This is a genomic window from Streptomyces liliifuscus (assembly GCF_016598615.1).
GTDB classification, from domain to species: Bacteria; Actinomycetota; Actinomycetes; order Streptomycetales; family Streptomycetaceae; genus Streptomyces; species Streptomyces liliifuscus.
In genome coordinates this window covers 10278798-10305216 of the sequence record NZ_CP066831.1, presented here as the reverse complement: position 1 = coordinate 10305216, position 26419 = coordinate 10278798, and the positions used below count along the sequence as shown (strand labels likewise).

Annotated in this window: 25 protein-coding genes; 16 read left to right on the top strand and 9 right to left on the bottom strand. The window is 70.2% G+C overall.

Going from position 1 to position 26419, the window contains the following annotated elements; translation table 11 throughout:
- The 4 genes from JEQ17_RS44965 to JEQ17_RS44950 are packed head-to-tail and all read left to right on the top strand — an operon-like array spanning window position 1 to window position 4517.
- The gene (locus JEQ17_RS44965) at window positions 1–969 is read left to right on the top strand and encodes a carbohydrate ABC transporter permease (RefSeq protein WP_200400707.1); all 969 of its coding nucleotides are present in this window, start codon (window positions 1–3) and stop codon (window positions 967–969) included.
- 17 nt (window positions 970–986) lie between these two features.
- Complete coding sequence (locus JEQ17_RS44960) at window positions 987–1910, top strand: carbohydrate ABC transporter permease (RefSeq protein WP_200400706.1); 924 nt, start codon at window positions 987–989, stop codon at window positions 1908–1910.
- Window positions 1911–1920: 10 nt separating this feature from the next.
- A complete protein-coding gene (locus JEQ17_RS44955) occupies window positions 1921–3270 on the top strand; it encodes an ABC transporter substrate-binding protein (RefSeq protein ID WP_200400705.1) in 1350 nt (449 codons plus the stop codon).
- Between the two features lie 44 nt (window positions 3271–3314).
- Window positions 3315–4517 carry a Gfo/Idh/MocA family protein gene (locus tag JEQ17_RS44950; RefSeq protein ID WP_200400704.1) on the top strand — a complete coding sequence of 401 codons (1203 nt, stop codon included), beginning with the start codon at window positions 3315–3317 and terminating at the stop codon, window positions 4515–4517.
- Window positions 4518–4569: 52 nt separating this feature from the next.
- Here JEQ17_RS44950 and JEQ17_RS44945 read toward each other — a convergent pair whose 3' ends face one another.
- Window positions 4570–5265 carry a L,D-transpeptidase family protein gene (locus JEQ17_RS44945; protein WP_200400703.1) on the bottom strand — a complete coding sequence of 232 codons (696 nt, stop codon included), beginning with the start codon at window positions 5263–5265 and terminating at the stop codon, window positions 4570–4572.
- A 311-nt stretch (window positions 5266–5576) separates the two neighbouring features.
- Here JEQ17_RS44945 and JEQ17_RS44940 point away from each other — a divergent pair, with 311 nt between their 5' ends.
- Window positions 5577–6143, top strand: a complete 567-nt coding sequence (locus JEQ17_RS44940) for a hypothetical protein (RefSeq protein ID WP_200400702.1) — start codon at window positions 5577–5579, stop codon at window positions 6141–6143.
- A gap of 143 nt (window positions 6144–6286) precedes the next feature.
- The gene (locus JEQ17_RS44935) at window positions 6287–7681 is read left to right on the top strand and encodes a pyridoxal phosphate-dependent decarboxylase family protein (protein WP_200400701.1); all 1395 of its coding nucleotides are present in this window, start codon (window positions 6287–6289) and stop codon (window positions 7679–7681) included.
- Here the strand turns inward: JEQ17_RS44935 and JEQ17_RS44930 are convergent.
- A complete protein-coding gene (locus JEQ17_RS44930) occupies window positions 7668–8930 on the bottom strand; it encodes an MFS transporter (protein WP_200400700.1) in 1263 nt (420 codons plus the stop codon). The genes JEQ17_RS44935 and JEQ17_RS44930 overlap by 14 nt on opposite strands.
- Window positions 8931–9125: 195 nt before the next feature.
- On the opposite strand from JEQ17_RS44930, the gene JEQ17_RS44925 reads away from it, so the two are divergent.
- Window positions 9126–10106, top strand: coding sequence for an SGNH/GDSL hydrolase family protein (locus JEQ17_RS44925; RefSeq protein ID WP_200400699.1), 981 nt, complete (start codon window positions 9126–9128; stop codon window positions 10104–10106).
- Here JEQ17_RS44925 and JEQ17_RS44920 read toward each other — a convergent pair.
- From JEQ17_RS44920 to JEQ17_RS44910, 3 genes are all read right to left on the bottom strand, one after another.
- Window positions 10075–11592 (bottom strand): AMP-binding protein, encoded by a 1518-nt coding sequence (locus JEQ17_RS44920; RefSeq protein WP_200400698.1) that lies wholly within the window; start codon window positions 11590–11592, stop codon window positions 10075–10077. The two genes, JEQ17_RS44925 and JEQ17_RS44920, sit on opposite strands and share 32 nt — an antisense overlap.
- A 101-nt stretch (window positions 11593–11693) precedes the next feature.
- A complete protein-coding gene (locus JEQ17_RS44915; RefSeq protein WP_200400697.1) occupies window positions 11694–14051 on the bottom strand; it encodes a CaiB/BaiF CoA-transferase family protein in 2358 nt (785 codons plus the stop codon).
- 117 nt (window positions 14052–14168) lie between these two features.
- A complete protein-coding gene (locus JEQ17_RS44910; RefSeq protein WP_200400696.1) occupies window positions 14169–15029 on the bottom strand; it encodes an alpha/beta fold hydrolase in 861 nt (286 codons plus the stop codon).
- A 131-nt stretch (window positions 15030–15160) separates the two neighbouring features.
- Here JEQ17_RS44910 and JEQ17_RS44905 point away from each other — a divergent pair, with 131 nt between their 5' ends.
- Both JEQ17_RS44905 and JEQ17_RS44900 read left to right on the top strand, forming a co-directional pair.
- On the top strand, window positions 15161–15631 hold the full coding sequence (locus JEQ17_RS44905) for an FAS1-like dehydratase domain-containing protein (RefSeq protein WP_200400695.1): 471 nt from the start codon (window positions 15161–15163) through the stop codon (window positions 15629–15631).
- The gene (locus JEQ17_RS44900) at window positions 15628–16047 is read left to right on the top strand and encodes a hotdog family protein (protein WP_200400694.1); all 420 of its coding nucleotides are present in this window, start codon (window positions 15628–15630) and stop codon (window positions 16045–16047) included. The genes JEQ17_RS44905 and JEQ17_RS44900 overlap by 4 nt, the downstream gene beginning before the upstream one ends.
- Before the next feature lie 138 nt (window positions 16048–16185).
- Here the strand turns inward: JEQ17_RS44900 and JEQ17_RS44895 are convergent, their stop codons facing one another.
- Genes JEQ17_RS44895 through JEQ17_RS44880 form a run of 4 tightly spaced genes read right to left on the bottom strand, consistent with a single transcriptional unit; the run spans window position 16186 to window position 19794 of the window.
- Window positions 16186–17139 carry a quinone oxidoreductase family protein gene (locus JEQ17_RS44895; RefSeq protein WP_200400693.1) on the bottom strand — a complete coding sequence of 318 codons (954 nt, stop codon included), beginning with the start codon at window positions 17137–17139 and terminating at the stop codon, window positions 16186–16188.
- A complete protein-coding gene (locus JEQ17_RS44890; RefSeq protein WP_200400692.1) occupies window positions 17136–17954 on the bottom strand; it encodes an ABC transporter permease in 819 nt (272 codons plus the stop codon). The genes JEQ17_RS44895 and JEQ17_RS44890 overlap by 4 nt, the downstream gene beginning before the upstream one ends.
- Window positions 17951–18796 (bottom strand): ABC transporter ATP-binding protein, encoded by an 846-nt coding sequence (locus tag JEQ17_RS44885; RefSeq protein ID WP_200400691.1) that lies wholly within the window; start codon window positions 18794–18796, stop codon window positions 17951–17953. Before JEQ17_RS44885 ends, JEQ17_RS44890 begins: the two co-directional genes overlap by 4 nt.
- Entirely contained in the window at window positions 18796–19794 is a 999-nt protein-coding gene (locus JEQ17_RS44880; protein ID WP_200400690.1) for an ABC transporter substrate-binding protein, read from the bottom strand. The genes JEQ17_RS44885 and JEQ17_RS44880 overlap by 1 nt, the downstream gene beginning before the upstream one ends.
- A gap of 251 nt (window positions 19795–20045) precedes the next feature.
- On the opposite strand from JEQ17_RS44880, the gene JEQ17_RS44875 reads away from it, so the two are divergent.
- The 7 genes from JEQ17_RS44875 (at window position 20046) to JEQ17_RS44845 (ending at window position 26325) form a co-directional block, all read left to right on the top strand.
- Window positions 20046–21254, top strand: coding sequence for a Rieske 2Fe-2S domain-containing protein (locus JEQ17_RS44875; RefSeq protein WP_200400689.1), 1209 nt, complete (start codon window positions 20046–20048; stop codon window positions 21252–21254).
- A 115-nt stretch (window positions 21255–21369) separates the two neighbouring features.
- The gene (locus JEQ17_RS44870) at window positions 21370–22728 is read left to right on the top strand and encodes a M20 family metallopeptidase (RefSeq protein WP_200400688.1); all 1359 of its coding nucleotides are present in this window, start codon (window positions 21370–21372) and stop codon (window positions 22726–22728) included.
- The gene (locus JEQ17_RS44865; protein WP_200400687.1) at window positions 22725–23681 is read left to right on the top strand and encodes a DODA-type extradiol aromatic ring-opening family dioxygenase; all 957 of its coding nucleotides are present in this window, start codon (window positions 22725–22727) and stop codon (window positions 23679–23681) included. The genes JEQ17_RS44870 and JEQ17_RS44865 overlap by 4 nt, the downstream gene beginning before the upstream one ends.
- A complete protein-coding gene (locus JEQ17_RS44860) occupies window positions 23678–24538 on the top strand; it encodes an alpha/beta fold hydrolase (RefSeq protein ID WP_200400686.1) in 861 nt (286 codons plus the stop codon). The genes JEQ17_RS44865 and JEQ17_RS44860 overlap by 4 nt, the downstream gene beginning before the upstream one ends.
- Window positions 24539–24548: 10 nt before the next feature.
- A complete protein-coding gene (locus JEQ17_RS44855; protein WP_200400685.1) occupies window positions 24549–25361 on the top strand; it encodes an IclR family transcriptional regulator in 813 nt (270 codons plus the stop codon).
- 2 nt (window positions 25362–25363) lie between these two features.
- A complete protein-coding gene (locus JEQ17_RS44850) occupies window positions 25364–25879 on the top strand; it encodes an FAS1-like dehydratase domain-containing protein (RefSeq protein WP_234048609.1) in 516 nt (171 codons plus the stop codon).
- A complete protein-coding gene (locus JEQ17_RS44845) occupies window positions 25876–26325 on the top strand; it encodes a hotdog family protein (RefSeq protein WP_200400683.1) in 450 nt (149 codons plus the stop codon). The genes JEQ17_RS44850 and JEQ17_RS44845 overlap by 4 nt, the downstream gene beginning before the upstream one ends.
- Window positions 26326–26419 lie beyond the last annotated feature (94 nt).

The following is a 26419-nucleotide window of genomic DNA, read 5'->3' as shown; positions in this document are numbered from 1 at the left end:
ATGACCGTCGCCTCCAGCCCTCCGTCGCGTCTGCCAGTGCGCGACATCGAGGGGACACAGCCGAAGCCGAGAACCCGCGAGAAACGAGAACGTGACGGTGGCGGACGTGGTGACGGCGCCCTCGCGGCCCTGTTCATCGCTCCGGCCATGCTGGGCTTCCTGGTCTTCCTGCTGTGGCCGACGCTGCGGGGCATCTATCTCAGCTTCACCCGCTTCAATCTGCTGACTCCGGCGGAGTGGGTGGGCCTCGACAACTACGTCCGCATGGTCAAGGACCCCATCTTCTGGGACTCGTTGACGGTCACCGTCGAGTACGTCTTCATCAACATCGGCATCCAGACGGTCTCGGCGCTCGCCATCGCCGTGCTGCTCCAGCGGCTGACCCAGTCGGCGATACTCCGCGGGATCGTCCTCACGCCGTATCTGATGTCGAACGTCGTCGCCGGCATCGTCTGGCTCTGGATGCTCGACACGCAGCTCGGCATCGGCAACGAGATCATCGCCGGGCTCGGCTTCGACCGGATCCCCTTCCTCGCGGACGAGACCTGGGCGATTCCCACGATCGCCGTGATCAACGTCTGGCGGCATGTCGGCTACACCGCCCTGCTGCTCTTCGCCGGGCTGCAGGCCATCCCGAACGACATGTACGAGGCGGCCAAGGTGGACGGCGCCAGCGAGTGGCGGATGTTCTGGCGGATCACCATGCCGCTGTTGCGGCCGGTCCTCGCGGTCGTCCTGATCATGACGGTGATCGGTTCGTTCCAGGTGTTCGACACGGTCGCGGTGACCACCGCGGGCGGTCCGGCCAACGCGACCAACGTCCTGCAGTACTACATCTACGGCGCCGCCTTCGGCCGCTTCCAGTTCGGCTACGCGTCGGCGATGTCCGTGGCCCTGCTCGTGGTGCTGAGCGCGATCACCTTTGTCCAGTACCGGCTCACCCGGGCCGGCCAGACCGACCTCGGCTGAAGAAGGGAGCGACCGACATGACTGCCGTGACGGCAACGACGACGAAGGTACGGCGCACACAGCGCCCGAGGATCACCCCCGGGAAGGTCGTGGCCTGGACGGTGATGGCCGCGATGGTCCTCATCACCCTGCTGCCCTTCTACTGGATCCTGCGCACCGCGCTCTCCACGAACACGGCGCTCGCGGCCCACCCCGGCGATCCCCTGCCCGTGGACCTGACGACCGGTGGCTTCGAACGGGCCCTTGGCCTGCAGTCCACCGAGGAGGCGATCGCTCAGGGCGGCTCGGGCGGCGGGCTCAAGTTCTGGCGCTATCTGATCAATTCGACGGTCGTGTCCACCCTGATCACCGTGTTCCAGATCCTCTTCTCCGCCATGGCCGCCTACGCCTTCGCACGACTGCGGTGGCGCGGCCGGGACACGGTGTTCGGGCTGTTCCTGGCCGGGCTGATGGTGCCGACGATCTTCACACTGCTGCCGAACTTCGTGCTCATCAAGCAACTCGGCCTGGTCGACTCCCTCTTGGGCATCTCCCTGCCGACGATGTTCATGACCCCGTTCGCGGTGTTCTTCATGCGGCAGTTCTTCATGAACGTGCCCCGGGAGGTCGAGGAGGCGGCCCTGCTCGACGGGGCCGGGAAGATCCGGATCTTCTTCCGCGTCATGCTGCCGATGGCGTCCGCCCCCATCCTCACGCTGGGCGTGCTGACGTACATCACCTCCTGGAACGACTACTTCTGGCCGCTGATGGTCTCCTACAGCGACAGTTCGCGCGTGCTCACCGTGGCACTGGCCATCTTCCGGGCACAGACCCCGCAGAGCGGTTACGACTGGTCCGGCCTGATGGCGGCCACGCTCATCGCCGCGCTGCCGATGCTCGTGCTCTTCGGCTTCTTCGCACGCCGCATCGTCAGCACCATCAGCTTCACCGGCATCAAGTAAGGGGACGGACATGCGAATTCGTACACGTACGGTCGTGGCACTGACCGGGGTGCTCGCGCTGTCCCTGGTGACGGGCTGCGCGCAGGGCGGGGCCGCCGGATCGGGCTCCAACACGGTGACGTACTGGCTGTGGGACGCCAACCAGATGCCCGCCTACCAGGCGTGCGCCAAGGGCTTCGAGAAGCAGAACCCGGGCCTGAAGGTGAAGATCACCCAGATGGGCTGGGCCGACTACTGGACCAAGCTCACCGCGAGCTTCATCGCGGGCACCGAGCCCGACGTGTTCACCGACCACATCCAGAAGTTCGGGCAGTTCGCCGACCTGAACGTGCTGGAACCACTGGACGACCTGGACATCGACGACTCCGCCTACCAGCCGGGTCTCGCCGCCAACTGGACCGGCCAGGACGGCCACCGCTACGGCGCCCCGAAGGACTGGGACACCGTCGCGCTCATGTACAACAAGAAGATGGTCAAGGACGCCGGGCTCTCCGCGGCGGAGCTCAACAGCCTCTCCTGGAACACGAAGGACGGCGGCACCTTCGAGAAGACCATCGCGCACCTGACCGTCGACACGAAGGGCAAGCGCGGCGACGAACCGGGCTTCGACAAGAACAACGTCAAGGTCTACGGGCTCGCCACCGGCGGCGCGGGCGACAGCGACGGGCAGACCACCTGGAGCCCGTTCACCGGCTCGGCGGGCTGGAACTACACCGACAAGGCCCGCTGGGGCTCCAAGTACCAGTACGACAGCAAGACCTTCCAGTCCGTCGTCGACTGGTACTTCGGGCTGGCGAAGAAGGGCTATCTCGCGCCCTTCACCGACTACACCGACGGCGCCAACCCGGCCAACGCCCAGGTCGCCGCCGGCAAGGCGGCAACGTCCTTCGACGGAGCCTGGATGATCTCCACCTACTACAACACCAAGGGCCTCGACGTCGGCACCGCGCCCACGCCGACCGGCCCGACCGGTAAGCGGGCCACCATGATGAACGGCCTGGCCGACTCCATCACCAAGAACGCCCCCAACAAGGAGGGCGCCAAGAAGTGGGTGCGGTACCTGGCCTCCGACGAGTGCCAGAAGACCGTCGGCGGCTACGGCATCGTCTTCCCCGCCACCCCGGAAGGCACTCAGGCCGCCGTGGCCGCGTACAAGAAGAAGGACATCGACGTGTCCGCCTTCACCGACGCGGTCACCGACAAGAAGGACTTCACCACCTTCTCGTTCCCCGTCACCGACTACGCGGCGGACGTGTACGCCCTGGTGCGCCCCGCCATGCAGGACGTCTACGCCAACGGCGCCCCGGTGAGCGACCTGACCAAGACCAACGACCAGGTCAACTTCATCCTCGGACAGTGAACCCCCTGACAGTCAATCCCCGGACAGTGAAAGGCACACACTCCATGACGTTCTCCCTCGGCATCGTCGGCGCCGGCCAGTTCTCCGGCCAGTTCGCGAAGCTGTTTCTTGCCCACCCGGGCGTCGGCGAGGTCCACGTCACGGATCTCCTGCCCGAGCGAGCGGAGCAACTGGCCGCCGCCGAAGGCCTGACGGGAACCTTCCCCTCGTACGAGGCGATGCTGGAGTCGGACGCGATCGACGCCGTCGCGATCTTCACCCAGCGCTGGACCCACGGACCGCTGGTGCTCCAAGGCCTGAACGCCGGCAAGCATGTCTACTCGGCGGTGCCGATGGCGATCACCCGCGAGGAGATCGCGGCGATCATCGACGCGGTACGGGCCACCGGACTGACGTACATGATGGGTGAGACCAGCCAGTACAACCCGGCGACCGTGCACGCCCGCAACCAGATCGCCGACGGGGCGTTCGGGCGGCTCTTCTACGCCGAGGGCGACTATGTGCACGACATGGACCTCGGGTTCTACGAGGCCTACCAGTACAGCGGCGGCGAGAACTGGAAGTCGACCGCCAGCTATCCCCCGCTGCTCTACCCCACGCACTCGGTGGGCGGGGTCCTCGGCGCCTGGCAGACGCACGCCGTGAGCGTGTCCGCGATCGGGGTCAAGGACGATCGCGGGGACGGCGTCTTCGACGAGGACGTCAGCCAGTTCGGCAACGACTTCTCGAACGCGACCGCGCTGTTCGAGGTCGCGGGCGGCGGCTCGTTCCGTACGAACGAGTTCCGGCGCGTGGGCTATCCCTCGCACATCCGGGAGTCGCGTTTCCGGTTCTTCGGGACGGACGCCAGCATGGAGCAGCTGGCGACGGTGGCCTTCTGGCAGGACAAGAAGGGAGTGAAGGACATCAGCGAACTGCTTGAGCCCAAGCCCACCATGTCCCCGGACGACCCGTCGCTCCAGCACATCGCGCCGGATCTGCGGGCCGCCTTCACCTCGGGCTCGGCGCCGGTCCACGACCGGGCGCGGCTGCCGCGGGAGTTCGACAACCTGCACAACGGGCACGAGGGGAGCCACCACTTCCTGGTGGACGACTTCGTCACCGCGGTGAACACGCGCACACTGCCGTCGGTGAACGCGTGGGTGGCCGCCCGCTACACCCTGCCGGGCATCGTCGCGCACGACTCGGCGCGGCAGGGTGGGGCGAGGCTGGAGATCCCGGACTTCGGGGACGCACCCCAGGCGTGACGTTTCTGCGCGGTCCGGTCGTTCTCAGGAGCGGCCGGACCGGCGGGCCCGGTCAGGTGCCCGGCTTGCGGCCGTACACGTAGACGTCGTCGTTCTTCTTCAGGAGCGACCAGTACTTCTTGGCATCCGTCTTCGTCATGTTGACGCAGCCGTGCGAGCCGGGCGGGTTCCACATGCTCACGCCCACCGAGTGGAAGGCCTGGCCGCCGTCGAAGAACTGGCTGTAGGGCATGGGCACGTCGTAGATCGTCGAGACGTGGTCGATGTTCCGCCAGTAGATCTTCTTGAGACCGGTGCGGGTCTCGTAGCCGTTGCGGCCCGTACGGACCGGCACCGGGCCGTACACGAGGGTGTTGCCGTCCTGGATCCAGCTGAGCTGGAGCGTGAGGTTCACACAGGCGATGCGGCCCTTGTTCACCGGGCATTTGCCGTCCTTGTTGGGGTTCTTCCCGACGGCCTTCTGCTTGTTCATCAGGTCCATCACGCCCCAGGTGACGGAGCCGGCGTAGCCGATGTTCGGGGTGATGCCGTGCTTGGTCTGGAAGGCCTTGATCGCCTTGCAGTCGGCGGCCGACTGCCTGCCGTCCACCGGCCGGCCGAGGAACTTCTCGACCTTCTTCTGGTACGGGCCGGTCTGTGTGGTGCAGCTCGCCGCCTGGGCCGGAGCCGCGCCCAGCGCGACGGCCAGCGGCGCCACCAGTGCGGTGACCCCCAGTACGACGGCTGCCCGTCTGCGTGTGTCCCCCATGATCAGGCCTTTCTCGTTCGTTCCGGTCAATCTCTGCCAGCTAGACCCGCGCGGGGCGGCATGGGTTGTGGAGGCGGCCGGGCTGAGACGAAACGATGACATTCGGGCGCCGCCCCCGGTCCCCTGTGGCGGGTGCCACACCCGGTCCGTGGCACCCCGTCGGGTTGACGCCCGCAGGGGTTGTCGCCAGCGCTTTCCGGCCGTCGGCTCCCCACGCAGCAAGTGCCGCACAGGGACCGCGGCGGCCCAACTGCCGTATCAATCGGTCAAGTTCAGCCATTGACGGGTGCGGCGGCGGCATGATGTGCGGCATGGACCAAGCCAATACGGTCATCTGGGCGACCGCCCTCGGTATCGGCGGGACCTTGGCCGCCGGGCTGACCGGACCGCTGCTCCATGCCAGGTCCTCGCGTCGGCAGGCGCAGGAGCAGGAGACCTTCCAGGTCCGGCACCGACTGCGCGACGAGCGGCGTGCCGCCTTCGCGACCGTGCTCGACGAGTGCGAGGCGTTCCGGCAGGGCATCAACGCCGTCATCGAGGCGCGCGTGGCTCTCGAATGGCGGAGCGAGGACGAGCACCGGGGGCTGTGGGAGCCGACCATGGCCGCCCTGGGCGCGCTCAGCCGGGCGGCCACGAATGTCGCCATCACCGGGCCCGCGCCGATGGGAGAGCTGGCCGACACCGTCCACGCGGCGGCCGTCCGGCAGGCGGACGTCTGGCGCATGCGGCTGGATCTCGACGACCGCCTCGTGCAGAACGGTCAGGCGGACAGCGACCTCATCGACGCCCGCAGACAGTTCATCGCCGCGGCCGAAAAGGTCCTCGCACCGCCCGACCGGGGCGCCCGGCAGCGGGGCGCGCTGCGGCGCTCGCGGTGACGAGGGGTGGACGAGAGGCGTTCCGCCGCGTCGGCGGGCCCGGCCACGGTCACCAAGGGCGGCGGCGACGCCCGCCGACATAGGGCCAGTTTCCCCGGACTGGACCGGGATTTCCGTGCGGCCGCCTGCCTACGCTGCCGCTCATGGACCGCGTACTCGCCGACGATCTCTCCCGGCTCCCCGAACTGCTCCAGTCCGCCCGTGACTTCGCCGCCCGTGAGGTGTCGGGGCTCGACACACGGCCCGTGGCCCATCTGGGCAAGGCCCCGGACGCCGAGCCGCTGCCCGCCGGAGGCGTGGGTGCCGAGGGTGCGCTCGCGCGGTTCGCCGAGCGGTGGGCGCCGGGCTTCTCCGCCTCCGCGGGCCCGCGCTATCTCGGCTTCGTGACCGGGGGCGCGACCCCGGCCGCCCTCACCGGGGACTGGCTGACCGGCGCGTACGACCAGAACGCCACCGGCAGGGGCGACTCGTCGGCGACCGCGCTGGAGCACGAGACGCTGGGCTGGCTGCGGGAGCTGTTCGGGCTGAGCGAGGCGCACACCGGCGCGTTCGTGACAGGTGCGACCGTCTCGAACACCGTCGGGCTGGCCCTCGCGCGGGAGTGGCTGGGCGAGCGACTGGGGGTTTCCGTGTCCGAGGCGGGTACGGCCGCACTCGGGCCCGTCGACGTACTGTCCGGCAGCCCGCACTCCAGCATCCCCAAGGCCCTGTCCGTCCTGGGCATCGGCCGCGACCGGCTGCGTACGGTGCCGGTGCTGCCCGGCGGCCGGGAAGCCGTCGACGTGGCGCGGCTGGCCGAGGCGCTCGACGAGCTGGACGGGCGCCCGGCCGTCGTCGTGGCCAATGCCGGGACCGTGAACACGGTCGACTTCGACGACCTGCGGGCGATCGCGGGGCTCAAGGAGCGGTACGACTTCTGGCTGCACGTGGACGCCGCCTTCGGCGGTTTCGCCGCGCTGTCCCCCGAGCACGCGCAGCTGACCGACGGCATCGACGCCGCCGACTCGGTCTGCGTCGATCTGCACAAGTGGCTCAACGTCCCCTACGACGCCGCCGTGCAGTTCACCCGCCACCGGGACCTCCAGGTGCGGGTCTTCCACAACGCGTCGTCGTATCTCGGACTGCCCACAGGCGAGCCCGACTTCGTGCACCTCACGCCCGAGAACTCACGTCGGCTGCGCGCGCTCCCCACCTGGTTCTCGCTCGCCGCGTACGGTCGCGAGGGACACCAGGAGATCGTCGAGCGGAACGTCGCACTGGCCAGGCACCTCGGTGACCGGATCACGGACGCCCCGGGCTTGCGGCTGCTGGCGCCGGTCCGCTTGAACGTCGTCTGCTTCACGCTCGACGGGGATCCCACCCAGGAGCGGGTGCACTCGCTGGGCCGGGCCGTCGCCGAATCCGGTGAGGCGTTCATGACGCCGACCTTCTACGAGGGGACACACGCGCTGCGGGCCGCTTTCAGCAACTGGCGTACGACAGAGGCCGACACGGACCGGGTGGCGGATGCCCTGGAGCGTGCGGTCAGCTCTTTGTGACGGGTGCTGCCATCAGGGGCTGTTCGTGGGGCAGTTCGCGGCGTCCGCGGACCGGCGAGAGGAACACCGGCAGGAAGGCTGTCGCGAGCAGTCCGGCGCCGACCCACAACGTGGCGCGGACACCGGCCAGTTCACCGATCAGCCCCGCCACCGCCGCGCCGACGGCGAGGGCGCCGGTGAGGACGAACCTGAACGTCGCGTTCATTCGGCCGAGGAGTGTGTCAGCGGTCATCCGCTGACGCAGGCTCACTCCGAGCACGTTGTCCACGCCCGTCTTGAACAGGACGAGGACTCCCCCGGCGCCCGCGAGCCACAGCCACGGTCCGCGGTCGATGAGCGGGACGAGCAGTCCGGCGGGCGCGAGACACAGGCCCATGACGCCGAGGGTGCGGCCGTATCCGAGGCGCCCGGCGAGGGGGCGGGCGCAGCGGGCGCCGAGCAGGAGGCCGACGCCGCCCGCCGCCCAGTACAGACCCAACGCACTTGCGGGCAGGCCAAGTTCGCGCACGAACAGCACCGGGAGCATGGTGTTGATGATCTGCGAGCCCAGGTTGGTGAGGGCGGCGGTGAGCGCGAGCGCACGCAGCTCCGCGTTGCCGAATACGTGCCGGACCCCCTCGCCGATCTGTGTGCGCAGTCCGGCCGTCCGGCCCGGCGTGGGCGGCGCCTGATCAGGGTGGACCCGGGTGAGCTGGAGCGCGGAGGCCAGATGGCTCGCCGCCGTGCAGAGAACGGCCACCGGTGCCGTGAGGAACTGGACCAGCGCGCCGCCCGCGCTCCGGCCGGCCACGTTGCTCACGGCCATGAGGCTCATCATGGCGGCGTTGGCCTGGACGAGGGCGTCGCGGCCGACGAGTCCGGGCAGGGTGCTCTGCGAGCCGACGTCGAAGAAGACGGTGGCGCAGCCGTTCAGCAGCACGACGGCGTACAACTGGCCCAGCGTGAGCGCGTCCAGCCACCAGGCCAGCGGGACCGAGGCGAACAGCACGGCCCGCGCCAGGTCGGCCGCGATCAGCACCCTGCGGTGACACATCCGGTCCACCCAGGCCCCGGCGGGCAGGCCGATGAGCAGGAAGGCGAGCGTGCTCAACGTGGCCAGGGCCCCGACCTGGCCGGGGCTCGCGTCGAGTTCGGCCACGGCGATCAGCGGGACGGCGACATAGCTGACGTTCGTGCCGAGCTGGCTGAGCGCGGTCGCGCTGAACAGCGTCCTGAAGTCGGCCGTCCGCCATGGGGAGTTGGGCTGCATGATCCACAACCGTGCCCGACCTCGACGGCGCAGCACAAGTGAAGAGTTCTCCACATTGTCTTAAGTGGAGCTACATTGTCGCTGTCCCGTGCGGGCCATGTCCGGGCGCGCCGAGGCCTGAACGGCCCTTCCCCCTTGGGTCCCGCTGTGCTTGTCTGGGGGCCGTTTTTCGGTGGCCGGGGCGGGAGTTGCCGTATGCGCAAGCCGTGGATGGTCGGGGTGCTGGCCGGGTTACTGCTGCTCGGCGCGTGCGGGGACCCGTCGTCCGGCCCCGAGTCCGCGGCGCCCGTCCCGTCGGCACCCAAGGCCTCCTCGACCACGCATCAGCGACCGGCCGCCACGCCCGAGGCCGAGTCCAGCACCCGGGCCGGCACGGGTGCAAGCGCCGGGGCAAGCAGCGGAACCGGCACCGGGTCCGGGACACCCTCACAGCGTTCCCGCCCCACCGTCCTCTACCTCGGCGACTCCCTCGCCATGGAGAACCAGAAGGTCCTCGGCGGCCTGATGCGCGACGAGTTGAAGGCGCGTTACACCAGCGCCCCCTACTCCGGCACAACCCTCTGCGACTATCTGGAGGGCACGGGCAAGGACTCGCTCGTGCCGCCCAAGGACAAGGCCGCCGCGCTGGTGCGCAGCCTGCGGCCGGACTTCGTCGTCCTGCAGTTCTGGGGCAACGCATGGGGCTACACACCGTGCATGGACGGCATCACCCATGACAAGGCGCGGGACAAGTACTTCGCGCGGTACACCGCCGACGCGCGGCGGCTGACCGACCAGATCGCGGGTGCGGCGGGCGGGGCCCGGCCGAAGGTCGTCTGGGTGCTCCAGGGTCCCGACCCCATGACGCCCGACCGCGTCCGCCGCGTCAACGCGATCTACGAACGGCAGGCAGCCGCCTCCGGAGACCTGCTCGCGGACGCGGGCAAGGCGGTGAGCCCGGCCTCGGCCCGCTACACCTGGACCCAGTACCTGCCGTGCACCGCGTACGAACGCGAGCACAAGCCGTACTGCACCCAGCCGGGCAGCGACCGGACCGCCCTGCACATCGACGACGACTACCTGCACTTCTGTCTGGTCCCCACCACCACGACACCCAGGCCCTGCCCGGTCCGCTCCCCCGGCATCCTGCGCATCACCCGGGCGATCACCCGGGCTGTGGCCTCACAACTGGACTGACCCCCGTGGCCCGGTCCCAGGCGGCCGCGGTGACGCCCCGTTCGCGCAGCACGGTCTTGCGGACCTTGCCGGTCTCGGTGAGCGGCAGCTCCGGGACGGTCTCGATGAACCGGGGCACGGCGAACGCCGGCAGCTCACGTTCGCAGTGACGTACCAGGTCGCGAGGGTCCAGGACGCTCCCCGGTCGCGGGAGCACCGCCACCATGACCTCGTCCTCCGCCAGTTCGGAGGCCACCGGGAAGGCGGCGGCATCGGCGACCGCGGGATGCGAACGGACCGCCGACTCCACCTCGTACGAGGAGATGTTCTCGCCGCGGCGGCGGATGACGTCCTTGACCCGGTCGACGAAGCGGTACGAGCCGTCGGGTTCGCGGATCACGCGATCGCCCGTACGCCGCCAGGAGGCGGGTTGCCGTTCGTGGCCGCCCAAGTAGCCGGTGGAGAAGGCGAATTGCCGATGGCTGCGGACGACCAGCTCACCGGCTGTGCCGTCCGGGACGGGAGCGAGGTGTTCGTCGACCACCCGGGCGGAGAAGCCGTCGCGCAACGTGCCGATGTGGCCGGGGCGTTGGGCTTCCGGGGTCGAGCCGATGACGAGGTTCGTCTCCGTGGTGCCGAAACCGTCGACGAGGGTGACGCCGAAGCGCTCGCGGAACGGCTGCCACGCGGAGGCGGGAGTGGCCGGTGAGAGGCCGCGCCAGGCTCGGTGCGACCGGTCGTGCAGGCCGGGCGGCTGCGCCAGGAGCATGGGCGCCATCGCGCCGAGCAGATACACGACGGTGGCACCGCTCTCGGCCACCTGGTCCCAGTACCGCGTGGCCGAGAACCGCTCCCCGATGACACAGGTCGCGCCCACGGTCATGGCGTGCGCGAGCGTGTTGAGGGCGTTGGTGTGGAACAGCGGGAGGCAGGTGTGGAGCACGTCGTCGGCGGTGAGGCGCAGCGAGTCCGCGACGTTGCGGCCCCACCAGACGGTCTGGGCGTGGGGGCAGCGCACACCGCGCGGGGTCCCGGTGGTTCCCGAGGTGAACAGGAGGAAGACGGTGTCCTCCGGGCGGGCGGGGGTCGACGGGACCGCGGGGGCCTCACCCGGTACCGGAACGTCGTCCTCGCCCACGATCCACAGCGTGCCGCGGAAGCCGGCCTCCACCGCACGGTCCGCCGCCTCGGCCTCCGCGAGCAGGAAGGACGGCTCCGCCTCACGCAGGATGTGACGGAGTCCCTGACCTCGCAGGCCGGTGTTCAGCGGTATCAGCACCGCGCCGAGCCAGGCGCAGCCGAGGATCAGGTCGACGAACTCGATCCGGTTTCCGGCCATGACGGCGACGCGGTCACCCGGCCGACAGCCGCGCGCCGCAAGGGCTCCCGCCGTCTCGGCTGCCGCCCTCCGTGACTGCCGGTACGTCCGTGTCACGTCCCCCACGCGCAGGAAGACCCGGTCGCCGAACTCCTCGGCGGCCGCGGCCAGGAGTCCCGGCACGGTCATGGCGTTCACCGTGGCACCGGAGTGTCCGTCCGCCTCACGGCTCGGCTGTCCGGTGGGCTCGCCTCTCGGTTGCCCATCCACCTCGCCACGCGGCTGCCCGATCACCTCAACACACCGTCTGCGCGGAGGTGTTGGATCCGTTCCGGGGACAGCCCCGCCACATCGCGCAGTACCGCGTCGGTGTCGGCGCCGAGTACGGGCGCGGGTTCGCGGATGCCGCCGGGTGTACGGGTGAGGGTGATCGGAACGCCCTCGTGAAGGAAGGCCCCGGCCACCGGATGCTCCTTGCGCACGTAGAAGCCGCGGGCACGCAACTGCGGGTCGTGTTCCACGAGTTCGCGGCCGTCCTGCACAGCTCCGGCGGGAATTCCGCGCGCCTGGAGCAGCTCGGCGGCGGCGTCGGCGGACATCCCCCGGGCCCAGGTGCCGAGCGCGCCGTCGACCAGCGCGGACTCACGCCTGCGGGCCTCGGCGGTACGGGTCCGCTCGTCGGTGGCCAGTTCGGGGCGGCCGATGACCTCGCAGAGGCCCGTCCATTCGGTGTCGTCGCGCACGCTGACGGCCAGCCAGCGGTCGGCGCCCAGGGACCGGTACACACCCTGCGGGCTCCACGTCGGGTGGGTGTTTCCGGCGGGCCCGACTTCCGTCCCGCGCAGGAGACTCGTGCCCATGTGGGCCGTGATCGCCTCCAGTTGGGACAGGTCGATGTGCTGGCCGCGCCCCGTCCCGGCACGGTGTTCCAGCGCGGCGATCGTGGCCAGGGCCGCCTGGAGGCCCGCCACGATGTCTCCGTGGCCGTAGATCACCCCGACCACGTCGTCCGGCCCCCAGCCGGTCAGCCCGGTCAGCCCCGAACTCGCCGACACGGTGTCCGCGTACGACACCCAGCCGTTGCGCGGGCCGGTGTGTCCCATGCCCGACATGCTGACGTACACGATGTCCGGGTTGATCGAGCGCAGCTCCTCGTATCCCAGACCGAGCTTCGTCATGACCGTGGAGCTGAAGTTCTCCACGAGGACGTCGCAGTGGGCGATGAGGTCGCGCAGGACGGCGACGCCCTCCTCGGTGCGGGTGTCCAGGGCGATGCTCTGCTTGTTCCGGTTGACCTCGTTGAAGTAGCCGTTGGTGTTCGGGTCCGTGTGAGGGCCCCGGGACAGGTGCATGAAGGGTGCGAACCGCGTGGGGTCCGGCCGGCCCGCGGACTCGACCTTGATCACTTCGGCTCCGTGGTCGGCCAGGATCTTGGTGCAGTACGGGCCGGCGAGCACCCAGGTCAGGTCGAGGACGCGGATGCCGTCCAGGGCGGGCCGTACGGGCTCGTCGGCCACCGATGCCGGTGGCGGTGGCGGTGCCGAAGTCGTACGTGCCTCGCGGGGCGGCTCGTCGAACAGGCCCTGGTCGTCGCCGAGGCCTGGCGCGACGAGTTCCGTTCCGCGGCGGCCTTCGGGGAACGCGAAGGGGAAGCCGAGGTCGGCCCGCTCCCCCTCGGGTGTCGTGACCCGCGTGAAGAAGTCGCGGGCGGCGAGCTGCGGGTTGTCGGGGAGTTCGTGGGGCAGGTCGACGGCGGCCCAGGGCAGCTTCCTGGCCTGGGCCTGCCTGGCGAACTCGGCCTTCGGCCGGGTACCCACGAAGTCCTGGACGACCTTGAAGACATGGTCCTGGTGCTTCTTGCGTTCGACCGGGTCCTGCCAGCGCGGCTCGGCGAGGTCGGCGTCCGCCTTCTCCTCACGCAGCCAGTCGAGCAGCGCGTCCCACATGCGGGGGCTGCCGCCGAGCCCTCCGCCGAGGTGGCCGTCGGCTGCGCGGAACAGCCCGTGCGGGACCAGCGGGTGCACGCTGCCCGGGCGCGGCGGTACCCGGTCCTCGTGCAGGTAGGCGAGGGTTCCGGCTTCCAGGGCCGCCGCCACGCACGCCTGCGCGGAGACGTCGATGAGCTGTCCCGGTCCGCGGCGCCGGGCGCGCAGGCCGAGCAGGGCGGCGATCGCCGCGTTGACGCCCGCGAGTTGCTCGGCCTGGTTCTCCGGGAGCCGCAGCGGTGGCCCGTCGGGATCGCCGACCTGCGCGAGCATCCCGCCGAGCGCGGCCACCACGAGGTCGGCGCCCTGCCAGTGGCTGCGGGGGCCCACCAGCCCGAAGGGCGTGACGCGTACGTGCACGAGCTGGTCGAGTCCCTCGGTGGCCGCCTCCGCGCCCTGGGGTGTGCCGTCGAGCAGGATGTCGGCGCCCCGCAGCAGTCGGCGCAGCTGTGCGGTCCCGTCGGGCGTGGCGGGATCGATGGTCACCGAGCGCTTCCCGGCGTGCCAGTGGACGAACGCGTCACCGCCCTGTTCCCGACGTGTCTCGTCTCCTTCAGGAGGCTCGATCAACACCACCTCGTGACCGAGCCCGACAAGCAGCCGACCCGCGAACCGGGCGAACGGACTGGACAGTTCAACAACACGCGGAGCCGGCTCGGTCACGTTTCCTCCGGGAGAGTTTGTCGGATCCGGTGCGACACCGTGCCTCGTAAGGGGCGCGGGGAACTGCGCGACCAGCCCCCACCGGCCCGCGGATTGATCACTGCTTCCGAGCGGAGTTCAACGCTGGTTCAGGAAGCCCGTGACCACGCTGTGGTAGTCGTACGGCCGCTCCTCCTGCGGATGATGGGACGCCTCGCTCATGACGTGCAGGCTGCCCTTGGGGACCATACGGGCCAGCATCAACGGGTAGTCCGGGGTCAGGAACGCGTCGTACATGCCCCACAGGAAGAGCGTCGGCGCGGCGATACGGCCGAGTTCGGCGGTGAGGTCCTGCCAGTCGCCGCGCGGGTTGTCGGAGGCGCCGGCCAGCGCGGTCTCCTCGGGGTCCAGGCTCTGCTCGAAGCGGAGCGTCACCGTGCCGTCGGGGATGGCCTCGGGGTCGTACCACTCAAGGCGCGCGATCAGCTCGCGCATCTTCTCCCAGGAGGGGCCGGTGCCGCCGTAGTACACGTCGCGGGCGTTGCGTCCGCGGCGGCCGCCTTCCGGGAGGGGGGCGAGCGGTCCGTGGAAGACGGGCATGCTGCCGGTGATCACCAACGACCGTACGCGCTCGGGGTACTTGGCGGCCAGGTTGAGCGCGATCGTGCCGCCCCACGAGTTGCAGACGAAGTCGGCGCGCTCCACGCCGAGGGTGTCGAGGAGCGCCACGGTCCTGGCCGCGTGGTAGTCCCACATGGGGCCCTCGATGACGGGCTTCGCGGACTTCCCGTACTGCAGGATGTCGACCAGGAGGCACCGCCGGTCCGCGGCGAACAGCGGCGCCACCTGCCCGAAGTCGGACCAGCCGGTGCACCCGGGGCCGCCGCCGTGCAGGAAGACCGTGGGGCTGCCCTCCCCCAGCTCGACGTAGTGGTATTTGACGCCGTCCGCTGCCGCGTAGGTGCCCTCCGGGGGCGCCTGGATGTCCATGAGGTCCATCCCTCGATGGTGTGGCAGCGGTGCTGATCCGCCCAAGCGGATCGGTCCGCTGAGCGAGCCGGGTCCATGGCCCTCGTGCGCCGCGTACGTCTAGCGTCCCCCGGACACGACCGAGTGAGGGGAGGCCGCGGATGTCCGCGTGGGAGTCGGCCGAGGAACGGGCCCGGGCGTTGATCGGTCGCTGGGAACGGCGGTCGCTCGGGGTCGTACGGGCCGAGGACGCGGCCGAGTTCGCGCGGGCGGCCGGGGAGAGCGACCCGCGGCTGGTCGATCCCGGCCGGGCCGACTTCATGGTCCATCCGATGTACGTGGTGAGTCTGCTGCGGGCAGCTCCTGGGGCGGCTCCGGCGGAATTCCGGCCGGACGGCATGTACCGGGACGAGGTCCCCGGCACCGACGGCCTCGATGTCCGCCTCATGGCGGGCGGCCAGCATGTGCGCTGGCTGGGCGAGGTGCGGGTCGGCGACCGGATCGACGTGCGGCGGGCCGTGACGGCCGTCGAGCGCAAGAGCACCGGGTTTCTGCTGCTGACGGTCGAGAAGGCGTACGGCACGGAGGAGGGCACGTTGGTCGAGGTCACAGAAAGGTTCATCGTGCGATGACCGATCAGGTCCAGTTCGTACAGCCGGTCGAGCTGACGCCGGACGCTGTCACCCTGCTGCGGTTCGGCGCGGTCACCCGCAACGCCCATCGCATCCACTACGACACCGAGTTCGCCCGCTCCGAGGGGCTGGCCGGGCCGGTCGTCATGGCGCAGCTGCACGGCTGTCTCTTCCACCGCGCCGCGGCCGAGTTCGTCGGCCCGGGCGGCCGGGTACGGGAGGTGAGCTGGCAGAACCGGGCGCCCGCGTACGCCGGTGATCGCCTGGTGGTGACGGGCGAAGTGCGGTCGGTGGACCCTGCCCGCGGGGAGATCACCCTCGACCTGGTGGAGCGCTGCGGGCCGGAGGGTGTGGTGTGCTGCCGGGGCCATGCGGTGGTGATCCCGCCGCAGGACGGCGATGTCGTACCCCTCTGAGACGGTGCCCGGACGACGCCTTCGCACGCCGAACCGCAAGCTCCTGTCGGTCTCATCGACACCGTCGACCGCGTCTTGCACCGATCAGGCCCGAGGGTGCTGCCCGCCCTGGAGGGCCGGCAGCACCTCGCCCCGGGGTCAGCCCAGTTCCAGTACCACCTTGCCGATCGCCTCCCCGGTGCGAAGCCGGTCCACCGCCTCTTCGAGCCCGTCGAGGCCGTACCGCTCGATCGGCAGGGTCAGTTCTCCCGTGCGCAGTTCGCCGAGCAGCCGTTCCGCGTCCGCCGCGACCTCTCCGCCCCGGGTCATCAGGTTGACCGGCAGCAGGGAGACGTCCGCGAGAAGGAAGTCCGCGAGGTCCACGGCGAACTCACGGCCCGCGGTGTAGCCGACCAGGGCAGCACGGCCGCGGGGACGTATCAGGGGCAGGGCGTCCCGCAGGACCGGGCCGCCCACCGTGTCGATGAGGACGTCGACCGGGCCGCCCACCGACTCGGCCGACAGGTCCGCCGCCAACAGGGGCTTGGCGGCGGCCGGGACGTGGTCGAGTTTGCCGGGGCGGCCGACCACGCCGATCACCTCGGCCCCGGCCCGCGCGGCGACCTGCACGGTCAGGGATCCGACCGCGCCCGCCGCCCCGGTCACCAGCACCCGCTCCCCCGGCTGGACGTCGGCGACCACATGGACGGCCGCCCAGGCCGTGCCCGCCGGGGAGAAGTAGCTGCAGGCCAGCGCCGGGTCGGTGTCCTGCGGAACCGCCTGCACCGCCGCATCCGGCACCAGCGCGTGTTCCGCCCAGCAGCCGTCCCGCCGCATGCCCAGCCCCTTGCCGCCGAGCCGGACCAGGCTGCCCTCGGGGTGGATGTCCGAGGCGAGCACGATTCCGCAGCCGGTGGTGCCGGGTACCGCCGGAAGGTCGGGCAGGATCCCGAACTTGCCGTCCACGACGTTGAGATCGAGGTGGGCGACCTGCGCCGCCCGCATCCGTACCAGGGTGCGGCCGGGCTGCGGCTCCGGAACGGGCCGCTCCACCGGACGCGGCAGCGAACCGAACCGGTCGAGCAGCAGGGCGCGGGATGTCCCGGAACTCACAGTTTCACTCCGTATCGCAGCAGAACCCGGGACGCCACGATCCGCAGCACCCGGTCGAACACGAACCCCAGGATGCCCAGGGTGATGATGCCGACGAAGACCCAGTCGATCCGCCCGTAGTTGCGGGAGGTCCAGATCAGCGAGCCGAGCCCGACCTGGGCGGCGACGATCTCGGCGGAGACGATGGTCAGGAAGCTGTTGCCCATGGCCAGCCGCGCCCCGGTGACGATGTGCGGAACCGTCGACGGCAGCACGATCCCCAGGAGGATCTGCCGACGGCTCGCGCCGAGACTTGCCGCCGCCCGCAGCTTCGACTCGTTCACCGCCATCACCCCCGCGCTGGTGTTGAGGGTGACGATGAAGACGGCCGTGTAGAAGATCAGGACGACCTTCGACGACTCCCCGATGCCGAGCCACACCACGGCGAGGGTCACGAAGGCGATGGGCGGGATGAAGCGGAAGAACTCGATGTACGGGTCGAGGAGTTGGCGTACGACTTTGATCTGGCCCACCAGCAGGCCGACCGGGACCCCGACCAGTACGCCGAGCCCCCAGCCGATCAGGATGCGGCGGCTTGAGGCGATGATCGAGTTGGTGAGGGTGCCGTCACTCGCCAGCTCCCGGGCGGCGGACAGGGTCTGGCTCGGTGAGGCGACCAGCGAGGGGCCGTACTTCATCGCCAGCAGTTGCCAGATGCCGACGCCGGCGAGGACGGACAGGATGTAGACGCCGGCGGTGCGCAGTGTCCGTACGCCCGTCCGGATCGAGCGGCGATCAGTACCCGTGGCGGTGGCGCCCGCCGCAACGACGGTCATCGTGCGTCCCCCTCCGGGTCGAGGCCCTGGTCGCGCAGGGCTTTGCGTACCTCTTCGCCGATGTCCTGCCGCAGGGCGCGGCGCAGTTCCACGGCGGCCGGGTCGGACTCCTCCCGGGGCCTGGGAAGGTCCACCGGATAGACGGACTTGATGGAGGCCGCCGGGCCGGCGGTCATCACCGCGATCCGGTCGGCCAGCAGGATCGCCTCGTCGATGTCGTGGGTGACGAAGACGACGGTGCAGCCCGAGGCGCGCCAGATGCGGTCGGTCTCCTCCTGCATGACCTGCCGGGTCTGCGCGTCGAGCGCGCCGAACGGCTCGTCCATCAGTACGACGTTCGGTTTGTTGGCCAGCACCCGGGCGATCTGCACGCGTTGGCGCATGCCGCCGCTCAACTGGCCCGGAAACCGGTCCGCGCAGTGCCGCAGCCCGACCAGGCCGAGGTATTCGTCGGCCAGCTGTGCCTGCACCGCGCGGGAGCGGCCGCGCATCCTTGGCCCGAACACCACGTTCTGACGGACCGTCATCCAGTCGAAGAGGGCTTCGCTGCTCTGGAAGACCATGCCGAGGTCGGGATCGGGCCCTGTGACGGGCGCGCCGCCGACCGTCAGGCTGCCCGAGTCCACCGTGGTGAATCCGGCCATGGCGGACAGCAGGGTGGACTTGCCGCAGCCGCTCGGACCGAGCAGACAGAGGAACTCCCCGGCGTCGATGTCGAGAGAGATGTCCCGGACGGCCTCGAAGGAGCCGAAGCGGATGCCGACACCGTCGGCGCACAGGGCCGCGCCGCGTCCGTCGCCGAGACCGGCTTCGGGGCGGTCGGTCTCGATGGCCTTCGTCATCAGGATCCCTTCACGTTGTCGGTGAACCAGCCGCGCTGGACGACCGCCGTGACATCGGGTTTCGCCTTGACCTTGCCGCTGTCGAGGACGAACTGGGCCGTGTTCTCGTACCCCTTGAGGTCCGCGTCCGTGAAGTCCCGGACCCCGAAGTCGATCTCCTTGATCGCGCTCACGGTCTGCGCCGCCGGGACCTTCACGGCCTTCTCGGTCGCCTCGGCCGCCGCCTGCGGATCGGACTCGGTCAGCCGGGCCGCCTCCTCCAGGGCCTCGGCGACCTTGACGGCGGTGTCGGTGTTGGACTTCAGCCAGTCGGACTTGGCCAGCAGCCACTGGGCGTACGTCACCCCGTAGGCACCGGTGTTCTCCAGGACCTTGCCGCCCTGCTCGACGCCCTTGGTGGGCCACGGCTCCCACAGCACGTACGCGTCGATGTCGCCCTTCTTCATCAGGGCGGGGATCTCCGGCGGGTCGGCGGTGACGAACTCGACCGACTTCGGGTCGATGTCCTTCGACTCCAGGAACCGGGTCGCCGCCATCTCGGAGAGTCCGGGGGCGACGGCCATCTTGCGGATCTTCGCGGGGGAGGTCACCTTCGGCCCGAGCACGACCTTCAGATACTTCCCGGACTGTTCGTACACCAGCAGGGACCGCAGGTCGGGGGACTGCTGGAGCATGCTGATGGTGGTGGTGTCCGAGTTCCCGGACATCTGCACCTGCCCGGCGACCAGGTTGTTGACGCCCTCGCTGCCCTGCCCGAACTGCACGAGCTGCACATTGACGCCGTGCTTGGCCCACAGCCCTTCGGCGTCGGCGAGGAAGAAGGGGGTGTAGGCGGCGTCGACGCCGACGCCGATACGGATCGTGGGACCCGCGGCGTCGTTGCCCGCGGCCGCGTTCGAGTCGGTGGTCCCCGCGCCGCACGCGGTGAGCGCGAGCAGCGCGGCGGTGAGAGCGGCGGGGCCTGCGAGGAGGCGTCGGGTGCTGAACGGTGTCTGCATGGGGCACCTCAGGGGTTGCGGCAAGTCGTCGGAGTGGGGCCCTGGAATTGGCGCACCGTAGAACGCGGGATACCGAAGGCGCATCGACGAAGGTCCGCTGAGCGGGACTCGCAGGTCACGGCCGGGTCCGCGGCCCGGCCCCACCGCCCGGATCGGTGCGGTCTGCTCAGCGGGACAGGTCCCTTGGACGGATCCCTCGTCCACCGCATGCTCGCAATCACCGTTCACCCGGCAGCAGGAGGACACGCACGATGACGGTCGAGGACTCGCCCGACGCACCACCACCCCCTGTCCGGAGCCGCCGCAGACCGGCAGAGCCCGGCCGGCAGGACTGGAAGTCGTGGCCCCACTACGACGCGGCCGGGACGGGTTTCCGCGGCTACTGGTACCCGGTCACCTGGTCCAGCCAGATCACGGACAAACCGCTCCCGTTCACGATCTGCGGCGAGAAGATCACCCTGATCCGGGACGGCGGCACGGCGTACGCGCTGCACAACCGCTGCCCGCACCGCGGGGTCCCGCTCTCCGAGGGCGATCAGCAGTTCCCGGGCACGGTGAGCTGCCCGTACCACGGCTGGACCTTCGACCTGCCGACCGGGAAGCTGGCCGCGGTCATCACCGACGGGCCCGGCTGTCGGCTGACCGGCAAGGTCTCGGTGCGTACGTACGCGGTCGAGGAGCGGCTCGGCATGGTGTGGGTCTACATCCCCCTCGCCGACGAGGAGCCGCATCCGATCGACTCGCAGCTGCCGGAGGAGCTCGTCTCCAACGCCTTCGTGATGGGCGGCCGGATCGACCCCCGCGGCGGCAACTGGCGCTTCGCCTGCGAGAACGGCTTCGACGAGGGGCACGCCAAGTACCTTCACCGCACGGCACTCTGGCGGCTGTTCAAACCCATGCCGACCTGGAACATCACCAGGATCGTGCCCAAGGGCCGCTGGATCTTCCGTGTCCAGGACGAGGTCTACTGGGAGGCCGAGTTCCCCGGCGTCGGCCGCTGGTCCAACAAACGGTGGTGGAAGTTCCAGCCGCCGAAGGAGACCTTCAACATCGGCAACACCGGCAAGGCCGACAGGATCAACCCGACGATCGAGGCCCAGGAGTTCCCCGGCTTCGCGTCCCTGTCGATGCCGGGCGTGCTGCGCATCGCCTACCCGAACTTCATCCACTACGAGTTCTACGTCCCGGTCGACGAGGACAACCACCGCTATGTCGGCGTGATGGTCAACTTCACCGAGGGCTGGGACACCCTGCGCTTCTACGGCAAGTACCTGGGCGCGATCCGCTGGCTGTTCCACGGCCAGTTCTCCGGCCAGGACGCGTGGATGGTCGACATCACGGACGCGCCCCCGGAGAAGCTCTACCGGCCCGACATCTCGCTGACCGCCTGGCGGAACCTCAGCGAGGAGGAGTACGGCAAGAAGCTCGCCGGCGCCGGAACCCACGAGAAGGAGGCCTGACCATGGGCCGCACGCTGCTGACGCTGCTGATCGGGGCCGGGATCGCGATCGGGCTTCCGCTCGCGAAGAAACGCTTCGAGCGCACCACCATGACCCAGGTCCACAGGATCAACCAGTGAGCGCCGGAGGCGAGTCGGCGGGCCTGGACGACACGCGGGCGGCCTGGGTCGCGGACGCGTGGCGGCATGTCACCGCCGACCGGCTGCGCGATCTGATCACCGGGCTCGTCGACGTGCCGTCCCCGACCGGCGACGAGGCCCCGCTCGCCACGCACATAGCCGACACGCTCAAAGCCGCGGGCTGCCGGTCCGCGGTCCAGCCGCTCGACAACCGGCAGGCCAACGCCTGGGCCCGGCTCGACGGCGACGGCACGGGCCCCGACCTGATGCTGTACGCGCCCATCGACACACTGACCGTGGGCGAGGAGAACGAGGATCTCCCCTGGATCGGCCCGGAGTTGCGGGACGACATGCGCCCGCGGGCCACCGTCTACGACGACCTGGTGGTCGGGCTCGGGGCGTCCAACCCGAAGGGCCACGCGGCCTGCGTGATGATGGCCGCCGAGGCGATCGCCCTGGCCGGCATCCCGCTCACCGGGGACCTGGTCGTGGCGTTCGGCGCGGGCGGCATGCCCACCAACGCCCGGCCCGGCAGCAGCAGGCGCAACACCGGCCAGGGCGCGGGCTGTTCGTTCCTTCTGGAGCAGGGCCTGTGGACCGACTACGCGGTCATCGCCAAGCCCGGCTGGACGGTGTCCTGGGACGAGGTCGGCCTCGTCTGGTTCGAGGTCACGGTCGGCGGCACGCACACCTACGTCGGCTCACGCCACCGGCTGCCGTACGCCAACGCCATCGCCCGTGCCGGAGAGGTCACCCGGCACCTGGAGGAGTGGTTCGTCGAGTACGCCGAGCGGCACACGGCCGGCACGGTCGCCCCGCAGGGCATCGTCTCCTCGGTGCGCGGCGGCTGGCCCCGGATGGCGGCGGTCACCCCGGCCGCCTGCACCCTCATGGTGGACCTGCGCATCGGCCCCGACACCACGCCGATGCGCGCCAAGCGGGAGTTCAACGCCGCGCTCGACGCGATCCGCGACAAGCTGCCGGGGCTCGACGTCACCGCCGAGATGGTTCTGGCCATCCCCGGGACCCGTACGGCCCCGGACAACTGGATCACCCGTAGCGCCACGGCCGCCTGGGAGGCGTTCGAGGGCCGCCCGCACGAGGCGATCCGCGGCAACAGCGGCGCCACCGACGCCAACATCCTGCGCGGGCGCGGTATCCCCACGGTCCGCGTCGGCATGCCGAAGGTGAGCGAGGCCGAGACGCCGTTCGACATCGACTTCGCCCGAGGGATGAACACCGTCTCCGTGCGCGCGATGGAGAGGCTCACACGCCATCTGATCCGTACGGCCGTCGACACCGTCACCCGATCCCGCGCCGAACTGGACCCGGAGTCGCAAGGAGAACCGGCATGAGCGAGATCGTCCTGGGCGTGGGCGCGTCGCACAGCACGCTGATGAACACCCACTGGGAGGAGACCTTCCACAAGGACCGGGCCGAGCGGTTCCGGGACGCGCTCGCCGAGGCCCGCGAGGCACTCGCCGCGGCCCGCCCCGACACGGTGATCCTCGTCGGCTCCAACCACTTCCGGGGCTTCTGGCTCGACCTGATCCCCAGCTTCACCATCGGCGTCGGCGAGTGCGTGGCCAGCGGCGAGTCCGGCACGCCGAAGGGTCCGCAGCCGGTCGACATCCCGCTCGCCCGGCACATCGCCAACTCCCTTGTCGAGCAAGGCTCGTTCGACCCTGCCTTCTCCGCCCGCCTGCAGATCGACCACGGCCAGTCGCACGCCGTCCAGTACCTCCTGGAGGGCCTGGACGTGGAGCTCGTACCGATCGTCGTGAACGTCTTCGCCCCTCCCCTGCCCACCCTCGAACGCTGCGAGGCGCTGGGCCGGGCGATCCGGGACGCCGTACTGGCCTTCCCGGAGGACCGCCGAGTCGCGGTGGTCGGCTCGGGCGGGCTCTCGCACCGGCTGCCCTGGCCGGACTGGCGCGAACCGCACGGCGACGACGAGGAGTTCATGGTCGGCGCCTGGCTGAACGGCCGGGAGAACTGGCAGGACTACGACGTCAGGCGCCGCGAGATCATCCGCGCCGCCGAGGCCTCGCTCAACCCGGAGTTCGACGAGGAGTTCCTGTCCCTCGTCTCGCGCGGCGAGATACGGAACATCACCGCCTTCTCCACCGAGGAGTTGGAGAAGGTCGCGGGCAACGGCGCGCAGGAGCTGCGTACTTGGCTGCTGATGTCGGCCGTGCTCGACCACGTGCCCGGCCGGCGGCTGGCGTACGAGCCGATGCCCGAGTGGCTCACCGGGATGGCCGTCGCCGTCCTCGACCCCGTACACCCCCAGGAAAGGCAGTCATGAGCATCTGGACAGAGCTGTCGGGCATCGACTACCGCCACGCGTACGTCGAGACCGGCGATGTCACCACCCGGGCCCTGCAGGCCGGCCCCGAGGACGGCGAGCACGTCGTCTTCCTGCACGGCACGACCGGCCATCTGGAGGCGTTCGTACGCAACATCCCGGCGCACGCCTCGGCCGGCTACCGCTGCCATGCCATCGACATGCTCGGCCACGGCTACACCGGCAAGCCGGACCGCCCGGGCGAAATCCCCGCGTACGTCGGGCACTTGATCGCCTACCTGGACGCGGTGGGCGCCGAACGCGCGCATCTGGTCGGCGAGTCGCTGGGCGGCTGGGTGGGGTCCTGGGCGGCGAGTGAGTACCCGGAGCGCGTCGCCTCCCTCCAACTGCTGTGCATGGGCGGTACGAAGGTCAACCCGGCGGTGATGGAGCGGCTGAAGACCTCCACCCGGGCCGCCGCCCTCAACGAGGAGATCTCCTACACCCGGGACCGGCTGCGGCTGCTGTGGGCCGACTGGGACGAGGAGTTGGGCGACGAGCTGACGCAGGTGCGCTACGAGATCTACCACCACCCCGACTTCCAGAAGAACCTGCACAACCTGCTGGCGTTGCAGGAGTTGGAGGCGCGCGAGCGGAATCTGCTGCGCCAAGACCGCATGGCGCGTATCAAGGCTCCGACCCTGGTGGTGTGGGGCAACAAGAACCCGCTCGGTGACGTCCCGGAGGCCGAGGCGATCACCGCCGCCATTCCCGGGGCCCGTCTTGAGGTCTTCAACGAGTGCGGGCACTGGCCGCAGCACGAGAAGGCCGATCTCTACAACCCGCTCAGCCTGGCGTTTCTCTCCAAATCGTCGTGAGGTGTCTGCCATGACCGTCGTCCCGATCGATCACGCCGTATCGCCCGCCGCGTCCGCGCATGCGCCCGCCTCGCCCTTTCCCGACCCGATGAACTCCGTGCTCGGCAAGGTCCGGCCCATCCTTGAGGCGTTCAGCGTCGACGACAGTTCCCTCTCCCTCGCCGACCTGGTACGCCGTACGGGCGTGGCCAAGGCCACCGTGCACCGGCTCTGTCAGGAGCTGGTCGTCTGGGGGCTGTTGGAGAGAGCGGGGTGCAACTACCGGCTCGGACTGCGGCTGTTCGAGATCGGTCAGCGGGTGCACCGGCAGCGGATCCTGCGCGAGGTGGCCCAGCCGTACATGGAGGATCTTCTGCTGGCCACGCAGGAGACCATCCACTTCGCGATCCACGACGGGCTCGACGTCGTCTATCTGGAGAAGATCCTGCCCCACCGGGGGCTGAGCGAGGAGTCCCGGGTGGCGGGCCGGCTTCCGCTGTACTGCACGGCCACCGGCAAGGCGATCCTCGCCTTCTCCCCCGCCGCGCTGTTCGGTGAGGTGATCAGGAACGGGCTGAAACCCTTCACCCGCCGCACGATCACCTCACCCGGCCTGCTGCGCGGGCAGCTCGAACGGATCCGGGAGCAGGGCATCGCCACCGAGGCGGAGGAGATCCGCCTCGGCTACATGAGCATGGCCGTGCCGGTCTTCGGCCGGCAGGAGACACCTGCGGGCGCGCTGTCCATCACCGCTCCCACCTACCGGGTGGACGCCGCCGCACACGCGAGCGCACTGCGTGCCGCGGGCCTGGGCATCGGCCGGTCGTTGCGGGCCGCCCTGTGAGCGTGCTGGACGACGTGCTGTCCAGGGCCCGTGGCCTCATCGGCCGGTGGGAGGACGAGGACTGCGGCACGGTGACCGTCAAGGAGTTCTGCCGGTACGCGGCGGCGGTCGACGATGTCGGCTATCTGCGGCGGGCGCGGGCCCGGGAGGCGGCCGGGGAACCGGTCGAGGCCCCGCCGCTCTTCCTCGCGGCGACCATGAGCTGGGAGGACGGGCCCGCCGAGGAGGAACTGCGGCCTGACGGCCTGGCCGTCAGGGAGTCGCCCTGCACCCAGGGCCTGCCGGTCCGCCAGGTGCACGGCGGACAGGCGGTGCGCCTGACCCGGGCCCCGCTCGCGGGCACCCGGGTCACCGCGTCGCGTGCGGTCACCTCGGCCGAGCGGAAGCACGGCCGGTCCGGCGACTTCGTACTCCTCGGCCTCACCACCCGGTTCACCTCGCCGGACGGGAACGAACTGACCGCCGTGGACGAGACGATCGTCGTCCTGGACGCCCTCCCGAAGAAAGTCACCGCGTGAACACCCCTGCCGGCGTCGGCGATGTCTGCCCACCGCGCCGGTACACGCACAGCAGGCTGCAGTTGTTCCGGTTCAGCGCCGTGTCGTGGAACTCCCATCGCATCCACTACGACGCCGGGTTCGCCGCGTCGGAGGGCTTCTCCGACGTGGTCGTGCAGTCGACGCTGCACGGTGAGACGCTCACCCGGTACGCGCTGGAGTGGGCCGGGGCCGACGCATGCCTGGCGTCGGTGAGCTGGCGCAACGTCACGACCGCCGTGGCCGGTGAACCGCTCACCTGGACCGCCACCGTGCGTACGGTGGCGCCGTGCGGCTCAGGGGTGCGGGTGACGCTCGACGTCTCCGTGCTCCGGGACGACGGCGCTCCCTGCGTCACAGGGCACGTCGACCTCACTTGCCGTGCTGCCCCCACCAGCCCTTCAGCAGAGCCGCGTCGGCGAAGGTGATCTCCGGTCCGGGGCTGTCGACCATGAGCGAGAGGGCGGTGGAAGCGTCGTGTTCGCGGCGCTTCCACCGCCGGGCCGCCGGGCTTGGCGGTGC

What these genes read in the sequence shown, in the direction of transcription:
- JEQ17_RS44965 (WP_200400707.1), top strand. Translation starts at nt 1, where the DNA reads ATGACCGTCGCCTCCAGCCCTCCGTCGCGTCTGCCAGTGCGCGACATC.
- JEQ17_RS44960 (WP_200400706.1), top strand. Translation starts at nt 987, where the DNA reads ATGACTGCCGTGACGGCAACGACGACGAAGGTACGGCGCACACAGCGC.
- JEQ17_RS44955 (WP_200400705.1), top strand. Translation starts at nt 1,921, where the DNA reads ATGCGAATTCGTACACGTACGGTCGTGGCACTGACCGGGGTGCTCGCG.
- JEQ17_RS44950 (WP_200400704.1), top strand. Translation starts at nt 3,315, where the DNA reads ATGACGTTCTCCCTCGGCATCGTCGGCGCCGGCCAGTTCTCCGGCCAG.
- JEQ17_RS44945 (WP_200400703.1), bottom strand. Translation starts at nt 5,265, where the DNA reads ATGGGGGACACACGCAGACGGGCAGCCGTCGTACTGGGGGTCACCGCA.
- JEQ17_RS44940 (WP_200400702.1), top strand. Translation starts at nt 5,577, where the DNA reads ATGGACCAAGCCAATACGGTCATCTGGGCGACCGCCCTCGGTATCGGC.
- JEQ17_RS44935 (WP_200400701.1), top strand. Translation starts at nt 6,287, where the DNA reads ATGGACCGCGTACTCGCCGACGATCTCTCCCGGCTCCCCGAACTGCTC.
- JEQ17_RS44930 (WP_200400700.1), bottom strand. Translation starts at nt 8,930, where the DNA reads ATGCAGCCCAACTCCCCATGGCGGACGGCCGACTTCAGGACGCTGTTC.
- JEQ17_RS44925 (WP_200400699.1), top strand. Translation starts at nt 9,126, where the DNA reads ATGCGCAAGCCGTGGATGGTCGGGGTGCTGGCCGGGTTACTGCTGCTC.
- JEQ17_RS44920 (WP_200400698.1), bottom strand. Translation starts at nt 11,592, where the DNA reads ATGACCGTGCCGGGACTCCTGGCCGCGGCCGCCGAGGAGTTCGGCGAC.
- JEQ17_RS44910 (WP_200400696.1), bottom strand. Translation starts at nt 15,029, where the DNA reads ATGGACCTCATGGACATCCAGGCGCCCCCGGAGGGCACCTACGCGGCA.
- JEQ17_RS44905 (WP_200400695.1), top strand. Translation starts at nt 15,161, where the DNA reads ATGTCCGCGTGGGAGTCGGCCGAGGAACGGGCCCGGGCGTTGATCGGT.
- JEQ17_RS44900 (WP_200400694.1), top strand. Translation starts at nt 15,628, where the DNA reads ATGACCGATCAGGTCCAGTTCGTACAGCCGGTCGAGCTGACGCCGGAC.
- JEQ17_RS44890 (WP_200400692.1), bottom strand. Translation starts at nt 17,954, where the DNA reads ATGACCGTCGTTGCGGCGGGCGCCACCGCCACGGGTACTGATCGCCGC.
- JEQ17_RS44885 (WP_200400691.1), bottom strand. Translation starts at nt 18,796, where the DNA reads ATGACGAAGGCCATCGAGACCGACCGCCCCGAAGCCGGTCTCGGCGAC.
- JEQ17_RS44880 (WP_200400690.1), bottom strand. Translation starts at nt 19,794, where the DNA reads ATGCAGACACCGTTCAGCACCCGACGCCTCCTCGCAGGCCCCGCCGCT.
- JEQ17_RS44875 (WP_200400689.1), top strand. Translation starts at nt 20,046, where the DNA reads ATGACGGTCGAGGACTCGCCCGACGCACCACCACCCCCTGTCCGGAGC.
- JEQ17_RS44865 (WP_200400687.1), top strand. Translation starts at nt 22,725, where the DNA reads ATGAGCGAGATCGTCCTGGGCGTGGGCGCGTCGCACAGCACGCTGATG.
- JEQ17_RS44860 (WP_200400686.1), top strand. Translation starts at nt 23,678, where the DNA reads ATGAGCATCTGGACAGAGCTGTCGGGCATCGACTACCGCCACGCGTAC.
- JEQ17_RS44855 (WP_200400685.1), top strand. Translation starts at nt 24,549, where the DNA reads ATGACCGTCGTCCCGATCGATCACGCCGTATCGCCCGCCGCGTCCGCG.